The organism is Calothrix sp. 336/3, from assembly GCF_000734895.2.
GTDB lineage: Bacteria > Cyanobacteriota > Cyanobacteriia > Cyanobacteriales > Nostocaceae > 336-3.
On sequence record NZ_CP011382.1, the window covers coordinates 2200269 to 2215430 of the forward strand.

General features: G+C 41.2%; 16 protein-coding genes. 5 read left to right on the plus strand and 11 right to left on the minus strand.

Annotation, left to right across the window (positions count from 1 at the left end):
• The first annotated feature begins 94 nt into the window (after nt 1-94).
• The gene (locus tag IJ00_RS09095; RefSeq protein ID WP_035152270.1) at nt 95-955 is read left to right on the plus strand and encodes a CmcJ/NvfI family oxidoreductase; all 861 of its coding nucleotides are present in this window, start codon (nt 95-97) and stop codon (nt 953-955) included.
• An 81-nt stretch (nt 956-1036) separates the two neighbouring features.
• Here IJ00_RS09095 and IJ00_RS09100 read toward each other — a convergent pair whose 3' ends face one another.
• Together IJ00_RS09100 and IJ00_RS09105 are read right to left on the minus strand one after the other, a co-directional pair.
• Nucleotides 1037-1768: a 2-phosphosulfolactate phosphatase gene (locus IJ00_RS09100; protein WP_035152274.1), complete on the minus strand. Its 732-nt coding sequence runs from the start codon at nt 1766-1768 to the stop codon at nt 1037-1039.
• Between the two features lie 109 nt (nt 1769-1877).
• Entirely contained in the window at nt 1878-3095 is a 1218-nt protein-coding gene (locus IJ00_RS09105; protein ID WP_035152276.1) for a glutathione S-transferase family protein, read from the minus strand.
• 416 nt (nt 3096-3511) lie between these two features.
• Between IJ00_RS09105 and IJ00_RS09110 the strand changes: the two genes are divergently transcribed.
• Nucleotides 3512-3718: a hypothetical protein gene (locus IJ00_RS09110; RefSeq protein ID WP_035152279.1), complete on the plus strand. Its 207-nt coding sequence runs from the start codon at nt 3512-3514 to the stop codon at nt 3716-3718.
• Here the strand turns inward: IJ00_RS09110 and IJ00_RS09115 are convergent.
• The 4 genes from IJ00_RS09115 to IJ00_RS09130 form a co-directional block, all read right to left on the minus strand.
• Entirely contained in the window at nt 3715-4071 is a 357-nt protein-coding gene (locus IJ00_RS09115; protein WP_035152282.1) for a DOPA 4,5-dioxygenase family protein, read from the minus strand. The genes IJ00_RS09110 and IJ00_RS09115 overlap by 4 nt on opposite strands.
• A gap of 473 nt (nt 4072-4544) precedes the next feature.
• Nucleotides 4545-5294: an SDR family oxidoreductase gene (locus IJ00_RS09120; RefSeq protein ID WP_035152285.1), complete on the minus strand. Its 750-nt coding sequence runs from the start codon at nt 5292-5294 to the stop codon at nt 4545-4547.
• Nucleotides 5295-5736: 442 nt separating this feature from the next.
• Nucleotides 5737-6807, minus strand: a complete 1071-nt coding sequence (locus tag IJ00_RS09125) for an Mrp/NBP35 family ATP-binding protein (protein ID WP_035152288.1) — start codon at nt 6805-6807, stop codon at nt 5737-5739.
• Nucleotides 6800-7804, minus strand: coding sequence for a HEAT repeat domain-containing protein (locus IJ00_RS09130; protein ID WP_035152290.1), 1005 nt, complete (start codon nt 7802-7804; stop codon nt 6800-6802). Before IJ00_RS09130 ends, IJ00_RS09125 begins: the two co-directional genes overlap by 8 nt.
• Before the next feature lie 379 nt (nt 7805-8183).
• On the opposite strand from IJ00_RS09130, the gene IJ00_RS09135 reads away from it, so the two are divergent.
• Nucleotides 8184-8747: a pyridoxamine 5'-phosphate oxidase family protein gene (locus IJ00_RS09135; RefSeq protein WP_035152294.1), complete on the plus strand. Its 564-nt coding sequence runs from the start codon at nt 8184-8186 to the stop codon at nt 8745-8747.
• Here IJ00_RS09135 and IJ00_RS09140 read toward each other — a convergent pair.
• From IJ00_RS09140 to IJ00_RS09160, 5 genes are all read right to left on the minus strand, one after another.
• Nucleotides 8739-8966: a ferredoxin family protein gene (locus IJ00_RS09140; protein ID WP_035152298.1), complete on the minus strand. Its 228-nt coding sequence runs from the start codon at nt 8964-8966 to the stop codon at nt 8739-8741. The two genes, IJ00_RS09135 and IJ00_RS09140, sit on opposite strands and share 9 nt — an antisense overlap.
• Before the next feature lie 32 nt (nt 8967-8998).
• A complete protein-coding gene (gene maiA / locus IJ00_RS09145) occupies nt 8999-9670 on the minus strand; it encodes a maleylacetoacetate isomerase (protein WP_035152300.1) in 672 nt (223 codons plus the stop codon).
• A 96-nt stretch (nt 9671-9766) separates the two neighbouring features.
• A complete protein-coding gene (locus IJ00_RS09150) occupies nt 9767-11482 on the minus strand; it encodes a fumarate reductase/succinate dehydrogenase flavoprotein subunit (RefSeq protein ID WP_201782699.1) in 1716 nt (571 codons plus the stop codon).
• A gap of 290 nt (nt 11483-11772) precedes the next feature.
• Nucleotides 11773-11964, minus strand: coding sequence for a hypothetical protein (locus IJ00_RS09155; RefSeq protein WP_035152302.1), 192 nt, complete (start codon nt 11962-11964; stop codon nt 11773-11775).
• Complete coding sequence (locus IJ00_RS09160) at nt 11949-13022, minus strand: sulfonate ABC transporter substrate-binding protein (protein ID WP_035152303.1); 1074 nt, start codon at nt 13020-13022, stop codon at nt 11949-11951. Before IJ00_RS09160 ends, IJ00_RS09155 begins: the two co-directional genes overlap by 16 nt.
• Nucleotides 13023-13511: 489 nt before the next feature.
• Between IJ00_RS09160 and IJ00_RS09165 the strand changes: the two genes are divergently transcribed.
• A complete protein-coding gene (locus IJ00_RS09165; protein ID WP_035158742.1) occupies nt 13512-14336 on the plus strand; it encodes an ATP-binding cassette domain-containing protein in 825 nt (274 codons plus the stop codon).
• On the plus strand, nt 14293-15147 hold the full coding sequence (locus tag IJ00_RS09170; protein ID WP_144416018.1) for an ABC transporter permease: 855 nt from the start codon (nt 14293-14295) through the stop codon (nt 15145-15147). The genes IJ00_RS09165 and IJ00_RS09170 overlap by 44 nt, the downstream gene beginning before the upstream one ends.
• Nucleotides 15148-15162 lie beyond the last annotated feature (15 nt).

Below are 15162 nucleotides of genomic sequence, written 5' to 3' on the forward strand. Positions count from 1 at the left end.
TTACACCAATTTGCGATGGCGGCAGCCACTCCCAGAGGGAGTATCGCAATTATTGGCAAAACTTTGCAAAAACGCAAAAACAAGGATGTCATATATGAGTCTAGAAACTCAAGTTTTAGACAGTCCAATTTCCCAGCCACTTCCTCATGTGGAAGCAGAACTGAGCTACCTAATTCCGATGGTAGAAAAGCCAGTTAACTATACCTACGAACCACCACCAGGAATTCCCCGACATAACGGTAAGTATGAAAACCGTAGATTACCGATTAAAAATGCTCGCCAGATATCGCAAAATTTTTCTGTTGATATAGAAGGGTTTGCCTTTATTCGCTATCCCAGTCATGTCAGCAATTTTTATGACGAAGACGAGATACAGCGTGTATATTATCCTGAAGCCGAGCAACTATTAAAAGATGTCACGGGTGGAACTCAAGTAGTTATTTTTGACCACACGCTCCGTAATGCTCAACGCTTGCAAGCAGGTGACACCTCGATTAAAGAACCAGTTAAGCGGGTACATAATGACTTTACTGCCAAATCTGGCTATACTCGCGCTTGTAAAGAATTGGCAGCCAGAGGAATAGATCACATTAATGAACTGTTGCAACAAAGGTTTGCCATAATTAATATTTGGCGACCAATTACACCAGTGGAAGAATCCCCACTCACGGTATGCGATGCTCGCAGTATCGCCCCAACAGACTTAGTTGCAGGCGATTTGGTGTATCGCGATCGCGTGGGTGAAACCTATGCTGTGACGTACAATCCGACACATGAATGGTTTTATTTTCCGCAAATGCAACCAGACGAGGCATTATTAATCAAATGCTTTGATTCTGCCACAGATGGAACAGCCAGATTTGCTGCTCATACTGGTTTTAATGACCCTACGAGTTTGGCAAATGCTTCTCCTCGCGAGAGTATTGAGTTGAGGACTTTGGTTTTTTATTCTTAGTTAGGATGAGGGAGACGAGGGGGATAAGGGAGAGGGGGAGAGATATAGTTGCGATCGCACCAATATACTCATATAGGAAGATTAATCGGGCTTGTTGATATAGGCTTTATGTCCTAATGTCGAAATTAATGTAGGAACACAGTCACTGACATCTAATTCTGCGGCTAAATCAACATCTTGCTCAAATCCCTTTTCGATTAGTTCTATACCGGAACCGCATTGTTTAATTACCTCTTGGAGATGGGGTTGAGCATCACGAAAAGCAGCTAAAGCAGCTCGAGCATCCGGTGACAAACTACCTTGGAGATGATTAATAATTGCTCCCGCACCTATAGAGTCCTCAAACCCAGGACGAAGACTTCCATCTTCCCATTTTTCTCCTGCTGGAATCACAGCAACGCGATTTCCGTATTTCATCGCTGCTAAAGCCACAGTTCGACAATTTCGCAAACATCCAGCCAAAGTAGGAGTTTTGCCAGTTCCCAAACTCAGAGAAGAACCATTTGGTGAAGGTAACACAAGTCTGGTATGTTTTGATATTTTCATCAGAGATGTAGGAGATAGTGAATAACCCCTATCTCCTCTTTTTTTCGCCAGTTCTGCATTTACAGAATGGGCAAATTCTGATGCAAATTCTTGGGAGCGATCGCAAGGGAAAATAATCGCATTTCGACTATTGGCAATTTCCACGCAAGTCGAAAAAGATAAAATATCTACGATAATAATTACATCGCTAATTTTCGCTAATTTCTCGACCCCTTTTTGTCCCCATTCGCACCGAATCTCAAATTGAGATTGGTTGTAATAACTCATAATTTTTGTCAATCAATATCTATGAAAAATGCGGCTTTACTACTTCACCTGTTGCACCTATGACTCTGATGGTGACAATTAATGATGCAAAAGCCGCTTTAGGAATTATCTAATAAATAGCTCTTAATACCTTATCCACAGCAGCGCGAAATGCTGTTGCAGCACCTGCACTCATATCGCGAGGAGCGCAAATTCTATTTCTCACATAGCTGAGTGTAATTGCTCCTACTGCTGAGAATGTCGGGTCTGCATTATCTTGACCTCCAACCCGTCCCCAGGGTAAAGCTGTTTCATCACCATGAATCAGATAGTTTGCGAGTAATCGCAAGTGAAAATCAATTGCAGATTGAATTGGTGAAATGTCTCCATCTTTAACCAGAGCTTGAACTCCAGAGTTTTTGAGAATATCACCAATTGCAACTTCTCGATTATCACTCAATCTTTCTGCTGCTTCGGCTCGAAATTGGAGTGAATCAGTATATATAGGGTCTGGGGGTAGTAGATTTCCTGTCGGTTGAACACCCCAACGACGACGTAAGAGTAAATTATTGGTGATATCATCAGATTTGACACGGTGATAAGCTGGACGCTCGTTCAAAGCAGTAAACCAAGTGTTAATGCGTGGATAGCGAGGATTACCTTTGAGATGATAACCACGGTATACGGGTAAATTAGCTGCCAAGCGGTCGAGATGGGGACTATACATAATATCCACGAGGCTAAATGTTGAGAGGAAATAGGAACCAGGATATTTTGCGAGAAGTTGTTCTAGTTCCTCTAACTTAGCTTCAAATTCTGCCTGTAGTTTAGCTAATTCATGGGGTTCTTCCGGTGGTTGTCTGAGGAATTGATAAGCAATATCTCGTAACCCATTTGTTTCTGCTTCTTCAATCCATTGTCGGGCGATCGCATTTTCGTCAGGGTCTTCTGGAAGTAGGGTTTGTCCGAATTTTTCCTCCAATGCTAAGAGAATATCTTTGGATTCGTAGACTAATTGACCGTTGATTTTTGCACCCGGAACTTTGGCGGTAGGGACTAAATCAGTATACCATTTGGGTTTATTACTCAGGTCTATAAACTCTGTTTCAAAAGGTATTTGTTTTTCTTCTAGAGCAAACCACACTCGCTCACAAAAAGGACACCAAGAATTTGTATCGCGATATAGCAGAACTGGTGGTTTGGTATCGGGTAGAAGGTTGTGATTACTGCTGGGTATTGGTGCGGTCGAAGGATGCTGTCCTGGTCTACGGATACGACGAGCATCGGTATTTTTACGAGCAATTTCTAATAGTTGCTCCCAACCGGATACTGTGTTTTGTGTGGGCATTTTGCACCTGTAATGATTGGTTAAGTATTCGTTGATTTGTGGAATTTCTGGGCAACGATTCGGAGAATATCAAAAAATAGCAAGATTGAAGTTTTAATCGCTATTTCCTACTCGTCAACTGTACTTTATTGACTTTTATTTGGTGGCGGGCTGCCGAATTTTTACTACGGTATTTTTTACTATTAAAATCAAGATTGGATATTTTATCAACCCCCACTTGAGATAAATATTAAATATATTTTCTCGATGTGGTTAATCTAGCGCACTTCTTATCAAAATAATTAGCTTCAATAACCTATATTTATTAATTTAACAGCAAGAAGTGTTTGCTCTTATCGTTAACAGACCATACAGTGATATTAGAGAAGGACAGAGACTTCACTACAAGATACTTATATTTATAGAGGGGTTTGGGTATGCTAAATCGTTTAAGAGAAATTCGTTATCAACAAGGTTGTCGCGATCGCGATGCTGGTTTTTTACCAAAAATGCAAGATTCGGCTTATTTGGAAGGTTTTCTCAAAGGACGACCGGAAGGTATGGATGGAATAGTCCAGTTTTTCCCTTCCTATGAAGCATATATGCAATGGAAATTCAAAAGTTCCCAGCTACCAAATAATTAACCTGTTTTTAAAACCTCAAGATTCAATTCCAATTTACTCCCCAACCAGAGAGAATGGGCAGTATGGTCAGCAAGAGCGTCACCAGTATTAGGATGCACTAATATATCCAAACCCTGACGATTGAGCATTAACCAAGGGACAATCTCTGCAAAGCGATCGCTGGCAAATGCAACTTGATACATCGATTTGGGGTGTGGTCCAACGGGTTCATCTCGCCAACGTCCAAGCTGTACCTCGAATTTAGCACCTAATTCCTCACGGATATGGGCAGCAATCTCGCGAGTACTAGTATCGTAATAAACATGGGCATGGTAGCTATTAATAGGTAAATTGGCGATCGCTGTTTCTGTCATCTTTAGTTAACTATGAGTTTAAGGTTTTTGCCTTTAATTACCTAATTTTAACCAAACACATATTCTTCGATAGAGATTAGAAACCCCCCATATAAATATTTGATGATGAGTGAATTTCCTAATCTATCTGGCGATCGCAACTATTTTCTGGTGAGCAAGCTTTGGAAAAATGGGATTCCCTAAGAGTGTTCCAACAAATAAATGATCCAAAATCCGTCATTGCGTAGTTTACGAACCGAAGGTTGGAGGAACGACGAAGCAATCGCAAGGACTTGGAGACTATGAGATTGCTTCATTCCGCTTCGCTTCATTCGCAATGACAATTGGGTATTTTTTTACTTGGAATACTCTAATTTCCCAAATTATCGAGATATCGGGAATCTAATGGGAGTTGAAGATTAACAACTTAGTCCGATTAGTCCTATCGGAAATGGGAAAAATCTGGAAAAATCTATATACTTCTAATTCAGGTACTAATTATCTTGGGCTGTCGGTCGAATTAGAATTTCATTGACATTCACATGGGGAGGTTGTGTAAGTGCGTAAATGATCGCGTTGGCGATATCTTCGCTTTTGAGGGGTGTAATTCTCTTGCGTCGCTCTTCACTACGTTCTTTAGCAACTGGATCGGAAATCAAATTACTGAATTCTGTATCTACTAAACCAGGTTCGATGATGGTGACGCGGATGTTGTCTTGGTATACTTCCTGACGCAATGCTTCTGATAAAGCATTCACACCCCACTTGGTGGCGTTGTAAACTCCCACACCCGCTCTTGCCGTTCGTCCTGCTACGGATGAGATATTAACGATATGTCCCGATTTTTGGGCTTTGAGAATGGGTAAAACCGCGTGGGTTGCATACAAAACCCCCAAAACATTTACATCGATCGCCTTTCGCCAATCTGCGGGATTTCCTGTATCGATCGCACCCAATACACCAATCCCCGCATTATTGACGAGAATGTCTACCTGTCCAAACTCGGCGTTCGTCTTTTCGATTAAATCACCAACTTGGGTTTCGTCCGTAATATCAGTAGTAATAGATAATACCTTGCCACCTCTGCCTTCAATATGTTTGGCAACTCCATCAAGACGGTCTGTACGTCTTGCTGCAATTGCAACTAAAGCTCCTTCCGCAGCTAGGGCGATCGCGGTTGCTTCTCCAATTCCCGAAGAAGCTCCTGTCACAATCGCTACTTTTCCTTGTAATTTTTCTGCCATCGTTCACTCCTTCAGCGATTAAATTCTCTTTCTTTCACAAACACCTTCGATTCTGCCCAAGCTTCGATAGTTGCAAATGCTGAAGCCGCAAATATAGACAGAACGCCGCTTGTGATGACTAAATTTTTCATCCCAACCAAAATCTACGGTATCTCGCTCGATATTTAGTTGTTTGTATATAAAAGAATCACATAAATCGTCAGGAAAAGCAAGAGATATTTTTCTTAGACCTTATATCACTACTACACTGTCAAGGTTAATTTGAGGGATATCTCCCCCTCATCCTCCTTGTCCTCCTTGTCCTCCTTGTCCCCCTTGTCCCCCTTGTCCCCCTTGTCCCCCTCATCCCCCTCATCCCCCTTGTCCCAAGAAATTATATTAGAGTTAGTAGTTTAGCCTTGCTACGCCACCGCAATATTTCGGGTACCAATTTATCTGTAACTTAATAGAAAAAATCAGACAAAAAAGTCTTATTTATTGCCCCAGCAATTTGCCTAAATATTTCACCAACAGGGGAATTGGGTTCGGAAAATGTCAACGGTTCTCCTAAATCTCCGCCAGCACAAATACGGGGATCGATTGGTATTTGTCCCAGCAACGGAGCTTGAAGTTCTTCCGCGAGTTTTTGACCACCACCGGAACCAAAAATAGAAGTTTGCTCACCATTTTGATAAATGAAATAGCTCATATTTTCGATAATACCGAGAACCGGAACCCCTACTTGGCGAAACATATGAACACTGCGACGAACATCAGAAACGGCAACTTGCTGGGGAGTTGTTACTAATATCACCCCACAAATTGGACTTTCTTGTACGATTGTAATTTGGGCATCCCCAGTACCGGGAGGAAGGTCAATCAATAAATAATCTAGTTCTCCCCATTCCACTTCATTGATAAATTGGGTAATAATTTTGTGTAAAACAGGACCACGCCATGCGAGTGGATGGTTGGGTTCGGCTAGTAAACCTACGGACATAACTTTGATACCGTAAGATTCAAGGGGTAGAAATCTTTTACCCTGGGGAGTATCGATGACTTGCACCTCTGATTTTCCCAAACCTAACATTTGGGGTACATTGGGACCATAAACATCGGCATCTAAAAGTCCGACTTTTGCTCCTGTAAGTTGTAAAGCTGCTGCGAGGTTGACGGAAGTTGTGGATTTCCCGACACCACCTTTTCCGCTAGAAACTGCGATCGCAATTTTTACTCCCGGAATTGTACAAAGTTGGATATAAGTTTTTTTGCACCAGGAAAGGGGAGATAGTGCGGTTTGAATTTCTGTTTGTAATTGATGTTGGTGGGAACCGACATAAAGACGTAGGTAAACATAGTCATCAACGATACGTAAATTTCGTACCATTCCCAAGCTGATAATATCGTTTTTTAAAGTCGGTTCGATGACTTGTTTGAGTAGTTGGGTAACTTCCTGCTGACGAATTGGATTTGGGGAATCGGGAGGGGAAGGTTGGGATTGGGGAGATTGAAAGGGAGATTGGTGACTAGACATTATTTATTTGGTGAAGTTTAAGTTTGGCGATCGCCCTTTCTGCATAGATGCTCACTTCTCGATCGGGGTCGTCTAATGCTTGTTGGAGGGCATTTTTAACCTGGGGAGTAGTGTCTGAATTCACCCAATTAGTCAGAGCAATTACCGACGCTTTTCTGACATCCGCATATTCGTCAACTAAAGCTCCGATTACTAAAGGTAAGCAGCGAATATCTGGCACTTTATGGACAAACTGTAAGGCAAATTTACGTACCTGCCAATGGGTATCTGTAATCGCAATAATAACTGATGGAATTGCTTTTTTATTGGCGTGAATTACCAAGGATTTGGCAGCATTTCTCCGAACTTGCCAATCCGTATCTTTAATTAATGCATTACTCAATAAATCAATTATTTCCGTATCTGCTAAATGTCCTAAAGTTAAAGCCGCAGCACGACGCACTAATTCGTTTTTATCACCAATGAGAGCTAATGCAGAAGGGCATATTTTCACCTGATTGAGGTAGCTAAGGGTTGTAATTGCTGCTTCTCGAAGTTGGGGATGGGGAGAATTCAAAAAGCTCAATACTGCGGGTAAGGATTGAATGTCGTGAATTTTGCGAAGGAGAATCAGAATATTTAGCTGTAAGTTGATATTTGGGTTTGTGCTTTGATTTAAATCTTCCTGTGACAAAACATCTAATAGTATAGGTAAATGTTCTGGAGCGATTAATTCACCCAAAGCTGATAATGCTTCATTCCTAATTTCCACATCTGGAGATGCGAGGGCTTTTAATAAAGCCGGAATCGCAATGGGATTCGCTATTTCCCACAGCGCAGTCACAGCAATTTTCTGTACAATTTTACTTTCATCCTCCAGCGCAATCATTAGCGCATCAACGGCTTCTTCTTCGCCCAAATGTTGTAGAGTTTTGACGGCTACTAAGCGCTCGTTTACGTCAGAGGAGCGCAACATTTCTAACCATTGATTTAATTCAGAATCTGTATTTATAGACATAGATTTAAATTATTTTGTAATACGGTAAAGTAGCCATCATGTAGGCGTAGCCTTCTCGTAGAGTACTGCGTACACCAGGACAGATGAAAATCGGAATTGGACATTAATTATTTCTCCCTTGTCCTCCTTGTCCCCCTTGTCCCCCTTGTCCCCCTTGTCTCCCAGTTCCCCTGCTTTTTCAAGCTAGGTGGGGTAAGTTGCCGTAAATCATATCTCGCTCATATTTCAATCCAACTTTCTCCATTACTCTTTGTGACGCGCGGTTAGTTGTTAGGTAAAGCAAACCAAATTTTTCAAGCCAAGTTGATTGAAACCTACTTCCAAAATTGCTTGTACCATAGAAGAGTCAACTAAAATACATAACGTAAAGCAACAATCTATGGCTAAACTTTTTGATTCAATTACAGAAGAACTGCAAGAATTTATTAAAGCTCAACATCTTTTTTTTGTAGGTTCTGCACCATTAAGTTCCACTGGTCACGTTAACCTTTCTCCTAAAGGTCTAGGAGGTTTTCGTATTCTTTCTCCTCATCGTGTAGGATATTTGGATGTGACAGGTAGTGGTAACGAAACCTCAGCTCATCTGCAAGAAAATGGTCGAATTACTTTTATGTTTTGCGCGTTTCAAGAACCCCCTATTATTCTCCGTCTCTATGGTAAAGGATACACGGTTATTCCTAGTTCACCAGAGTGGGAAACTTTATATCCATTGTTTCCAAACATTCCTGGAGGGCGGCAAATTATAGTAGCGGATATCGAAAGAGTGCAAACCTCCTGTGGTTTAGGTGTACCACTTTATGAATATAAAGGACAGAGGGAAAGTTTAGTCAAATGGGCACAGAAAAAAGGTGAAGTCGGGCTTAAAGAATATCGTCAGCAAAAAAATATGGTTAGCATTGATGGTTTAGCGACTCCACTAAGTAAGTCATTTTTACTACCGTAATAAAAAAGGAATTTGCACAGTAATTGCGTTTGTCGGACATTCTTTTTCACAAGGTAAACAAAACCAACATTCATCGTATTTCATATAGGCTTTACCTGTTTCGGGGTTTTTTGCTAAAACATCTAACGGGCAAACTTCAATGCAAGCTACACATTTTTCCAAGCATTTCGATTCGTCTACAATAACTGGAACATCGACTCTTTGCGTAATCAAAGCCATAAATTTTCCTTAAAATGATTTTTTTATTAATCTTAATACTCATCGGTGGAACTATATTCTGAAGCATCTGGTTGTAAATGGGGTTGTGCAGCAATGAATGCGGGTTGCTCCATACATAATTGATTGATTTGACAAATAATTGGATAGGGTTCGAGGGGACATTGAAATCGCTCGGCATTATAAACTTGGGGAACCAGAAAAGCATCTGCGATAGTTGGCTCATCTCCACAGCAAAAACTACCGCGTAATTTACTATGACTCAGAATTTTTTCTAAAGCTTGCAAACCTTCGCTTATCCAGTGACGATACCAAGCCATTTTCTGTGCAAAATTCAGGCTCATATTTGAGTTAAAATATCTGCGAATTCTCATGACATTTAAAGGATGAATATCGCAGGCTATGAGTTGTGCAATTTGACGCACATAAGCACGCGATAAGGCATCATTTGGTAAAAGTGATGGCTGAGGATAACATTCCTCTAAATATTCAATTATGGCTAAAGATTGACCTATATGAGCATTTCCATCAATTAGTGTTGGTACTAATTTTTGTGGGTTAATTTTACTGTATTCTTCTGTGAACTCAGGGTCATTCTTTCGTAATTTATAAACACTTTTATATTTATAGGGAATCTTTTTTAATGCTAATGCAATTCTGACTCTGTAGGAAGCTGTGGAGCGATAATAACTGTATAACTCTAGCATCTTGTTTCCTTGGGATAGTAAAGTTCATTTGTTACTCAGAGATTCCCTATTATGTTTTTAAATTATATTTTTCTACTCATATCAATAGTCCAAATTCTAGCGTGTTGTTACGTCATAAATTTCTCTACCTAAATCTACCTCCACTACATAAGGTTCTACAGAACGCTTAAATAAAACCATTTCTCCTTGAGATTTTTTTTGCAAATTTACATGACAGAACCATTCCTGATTATTTTTCTCTGGATAATCAAGACGATAGTGATATAAACCCCAACGACTTTCCTGGCGATACAGAGATGCTCGTGCTGCCATTTCCGCACAATCACGAATAAAATGTACTTCCATACAACGCATCAATTCGTGAGCATCCCTGGCTCCCATTTGCGCTAAAGTCTCGTGGTAGCGAACAAAATGATTGATTCCAATATCCATTTTGTGGCTGGATTTTGGTGGCTGTAAATAGTCATTAACTAAACGTCGCAACTTGTATTCGACTTGAGTGTGGGGTATACCATGAGGCTGATTTAAGGGTGCATAAATACGAGCTTTTTCTGTTTCTAAAAATTCTGTATCTGGCTCTAAATGCTCTAAATTGTGAATATATTCAACAGCATTAATCCCAGCCAAACGACCAAAAACAAATGCCCCAATCATATAATTGTGGGGTACACTTGCCATATCTCCGGCTGCATATAACCCCTGTACTGTAGTTTCTGCTTTTTCATTTACCCACACCCCAGAAGCACTATGTCCGCTACACAAACCAATTTCGGAAATGTTCATTTCAATCCCGTGGGTACGGTAATCTTCGCTCCTACCCTCGTGAAAACGTTCCCTACTTGGTCGCTCATTTGACCATAAAATCGATTCAATTTCGGAGATAGTATCTTCATCTAGATGATTCATTTTTAATTGAATTGGTCCATTACCAGAGTTTAATTCTTTCCAAATCTCCAGCATCATTTGACCGCTCCAATAATCGCAATTGATAAAGCGATATCCTTCTGCGTTGGCAGTGTATGCACCAAATGGACCAGCAACATAGGCACAGGCTGGACCATTGTAATCTTTAATCAGGGGATTGATTTGGAAGCTTTCAATGTTCGTCAGTTCCGCTCCTGCATGGTATGCCATTGAATAGCCATCCCCTGCGTTTGTAGGGTTCTCGTAGGTTCCGTAAAGATACCCAGAGGCTGGTAATCCCAATCTTCCACAAGCTCCCGTACAGAGAATTACTGCTTTGGCTTGAATAACAACAAAATCCCCACCCCGCACATCGAAGCCAACTGCACCGATCGCTCTCCCATCTTTTACCATCACCCTGGTTGCCATCACACGATTGGTTACTTGGACTTTGTGGCGTTTAACTTGTCGGGTAAGAATGGTTTTGAGGTCTTTTCCTTCCGGCATCGGCAGTACATATTTACCAACTCGATGCACTTGCTTAACATCATAATTTCCTTGGGGGTCTTTCTGGAACTTTACACCCCAACTTTCCAATTCTTGGATGGTTTCATAACCTAATAGTGCGGTTTGGTAGACGGCTTTTTGGTGGAGAATGCCATCATTGGCAATGGTGACTTCCCGTACATATTGCTCTGGTGTCGAATATCCGGGAATCACTGCTGTATTAACTCCATCCATTCCCATGGCGATCGCACCACTGCGACGAATATTCGCTTTTTCGAGAATCAATACCTCACAACTGGGATTGACTTGTTTAGCTTTGATTGCTGCCATTGTTCCAGCAGTTCCGCCACCAATGACAAGGACATCCGTTTTAATCTGTTGGGTATTGATTTGAGTGGTTATATCGATATTCACGTTGTCACTCTACTAAATTGATTGTGCAAATAGATTGTGAATTCTGGAAATAACAGCTAGTAACAGTATTAGAAGCGCGAAAAGAAGCTTGTGATTGCGAAAATTATCAGGAAATAAGGCTTTGGAAATAGGCTTTTGGAGATAAAGCTAGGAAACTTCTTCAATCATACCACTGCAAGTCTATCAATTTATCGTATTTTAAAAAATCCTAACTCAATTTAAAGCAAGAATTCTCGTACTGTGACAGCCGAGAAATCTGATATAAAAAAATATACTTCTTAGCCAAAGAGCATTACAGCCTTAAAGCTCTCTTGAGTAATACTTCCCCCTATCCCCCTTATCTCCCCTATTTCCCTTATCTCCCCTATCCCCCTTGTCTCCCCTATCCCCCTTATCTCCCCTATCCCCCTTATCTCCCCTATCCCCCTTGTCTCCCCTATCCCCCTTGTCTCCCCTATTTCCCTTGCCAAACGATATCCTTCACATTAACTTGCTTGGGAATCAATTGAATTTTGTAGAATGCATCGGCAACTTCTTGTTGCTTGGTAATTACTTCATCAGTGAGAGGCAAGGCTCCATGATCGCGGCGTTTTTCTGCTGTCTCCAACACCGCAGCATCTATACCCAATACTGGAGAAAGTAACTTTGCTACTTCAGTGGGATTACCTTTAGCCCAGTCGCTAGTTTTCTTGACTTCATCCAGAACTGTTTTCAATCCTCCGGGATTATTATCTACAAAAGACTTGGCTGCAAGATAATACCCACGATTGGGAGCAACTCCTGTTGCATCGGTGAGAATTCTGGCACCTAAAGCTTTCTCAGCTGCGGCTAAATAAGGGTCCCATACTGCCCAAGCATCAACATTTTTACCTTCAAAAGCAGCACGTCCATCGGCAGGTGTGAGAAATACTGGGGTGATGTCACTATACTTGAGTCCAGCTTTTTCTAAGGCTTTCACTACCAGATAATTGGTATTGGAACCTTTGGCAAAGGCAACTTTTTTACCCTTGAGGTCGGCTACAGTTTTAATCGGTGAATCTTTGTGAACGACGATCGCTTCAGCTTGAGTGCTTAATGGATCGTAAGCAACGTACAGCAGAGGTGTACCCGCAGCTTGAGCAAACACTGGTGGTGCTTCTCCCGTATAACCAAAATCAACACTTCCTGAGTTTATCGCTTCTAATAACGGTGGACCTGCCGGAAACTCATTCCAAACCACCGAAGTACCCGAACTTGCCAGAGCATTTTCCAAATTCTTGTTGGCTTTGAGTGCAAACAGAATTGTTGCCGCTTTCTGATAACCGATGCGAACAACTTTTCCGTCTACTTGGGAAGTAGGACTGGGATTTCCTTCTGGTGTAGTGGCTGAATTATCGGTGAAATTTTGCGAACAAGCCGAAAGTGCCAAGGTAAAACTAAACCCAACCGCAATTAGTAAAGCAAAAGCACGAATTTTCGCTTGTTTAAATCTTCGCAACCAATGAGAAAAATTACTTAGCAGATTTACAGAAGGAAACTTAGTTAACATAACGACTCTACTCTTAGAAGTAAATACTAGGTAGGATATTACGATAAATCTATCGATAAATCGTACTTTGTCACTGCAATATGAAAGGCAGGGGAAGGGAGACGAGGAAGTCTTGCTGAGATCAAGCTTGACGGGGTATTGACAAGGGATGAATTTCGGGAAAAACCAGAAAATCTCAATAAATAATAAAGATACCGCAGAAATAACACGGTATCTTTACCGAATTACCGTAGGTTGTTTGTCTATATGATTTCACAGGCTATGGCGAAAAATCAAGCCCCATTCTCACTCGGTTAAATCTATTACAATTTTCACAATTATTAATACTCGTCTGAAAGCTTTTACATGACTGCATTTCGGTGTTTTTTTTGCTAGATACGATCACTGACTACTGACTTGACACATTTTCATGAAAAACTAATAATTAGATTATCTAAACATAAGGGTTGCATAGAAATCGTGACCACACTTAAAAAACAATTAGAAAAGTTGGAACCGGATAACAGCGCGGAAATACCAATAATTTTGTCAACACAGGGATTGACACGCCGTTTTGACAAGTTTGTTGCGGTTGATTCCCTAGATATTTTTGTGAAACAGGGTGAAGTTTTTGGTTTGCTGGGACCAAATGGTGCAGGTAAGAGTACGGTCATCAAAATGCTGACAACCTTGCTACCATTGAGTGCTGGGAAAGCAATGCTGGCAGGTTATGATGTCACCCATCAAGCTGGTGTTGTGAGAAGAGTTTTTGGTTATGTACCACAAGCATTATCGGCAGATGGCTATCTTACGGGTTACGAAAATCTCTTAATTTTCGCGAAGTTGTACGATATTCCTCGGAGACGACGGGAGCGATGTATTCGGGAAATCCTCGCATTTATGGGTTTGCTCGATGTACGCGATCGCCTGGTTCGCAATTATTCCGGGGGGATGATTCGCAAACTGGAAATTGCCCAATCGATTCTGCACGAACCGCAGATTTTGTTTTTGGATGAGCCAACTGTAGGACTCGATCCCATCGCTCGCGCTCAGGTTTGGCAATTGGTAGAGCAATTACGCGCAGAATTCGGTACGACGATATTTTTAACTACACACTTTTTAGAAGAAGCCGATAATTTATGCGATCGCGTGACAATTATGCAGCGCGGTAGGGAAGTTATTACTGGTATACCCCAAGAGCTAAAAGCATCGTTAGAACAAGCAAATGCAACTTTAGATGATGTCTTTATCCACTATACAGGCGACCAATTAACATCAGGAGTTAGTTACCGTGAAACTGCCAGAACCAGACGTAATGCTCAACGGTTGGGTTAATCCCAACGCCAAGGGGAAACCAAATTTTATCTCTGCAATTAGGGAATTGATTAGTAAAACCTTGGTAATTGCCGAGTTGGAAGTGCGTAAACTGCGCCATGATCCCACCGATTTAGTAGTCAGAAGCGTCCAACCTGCTTTATGGTTGTTGATTTTTGGACAGGTATTTACCAAAACTCGCGCTATCCCTACGGGAGATTTACCCTACTTAGATTTTATGTCGGCGGGGATTCTTGCTCAAAGTGTCCTGTTCGTGGCAATTTTTACCGGGGGGATGACCTTGATTTGGGAAAGAGATTTAGGGGTTGTACATAAGTTTTTGGCAAGTCCTACACCACGCACAGCCATGGTTTTGGGTAAAGCCCTAGCTTGTGGGGTACGGTGTATTTCCCAAGTATTTATTATTTACGGATTAGCATTTTTCTTAGGTGTCAAACTTAATCTTAACCCCTTAGCTTTTCTGCAAGTATTGCTGATTGTGATGCTGGGAGCTGCTTGTTTTTGCGTATTTTCCTTAATTATTGGTTGTCTAGTGAAAACACGGGAACGAATGACAGGAATTGGACAATTAATTACCATGCCCTTCTTTTTTGCTAGCAATGCTATCTATCCGATTTCCCTAATGCCGGGATGGTTAAAGTTGATTTCCCATATCAACCCTTTAACTTATCAGGTTGATGCTTTGCGGGGTAAAATGCTGCTAAATGGGATCAGCCTCTACGGCTTTACTTTGGATTGTACAATTCTCTTGCTAACATTAATAGGCTTGACCTTCATCTGTGGCAAACTTTATCCACGGGTGGCGATGTAATTAGGAGAAAAACCA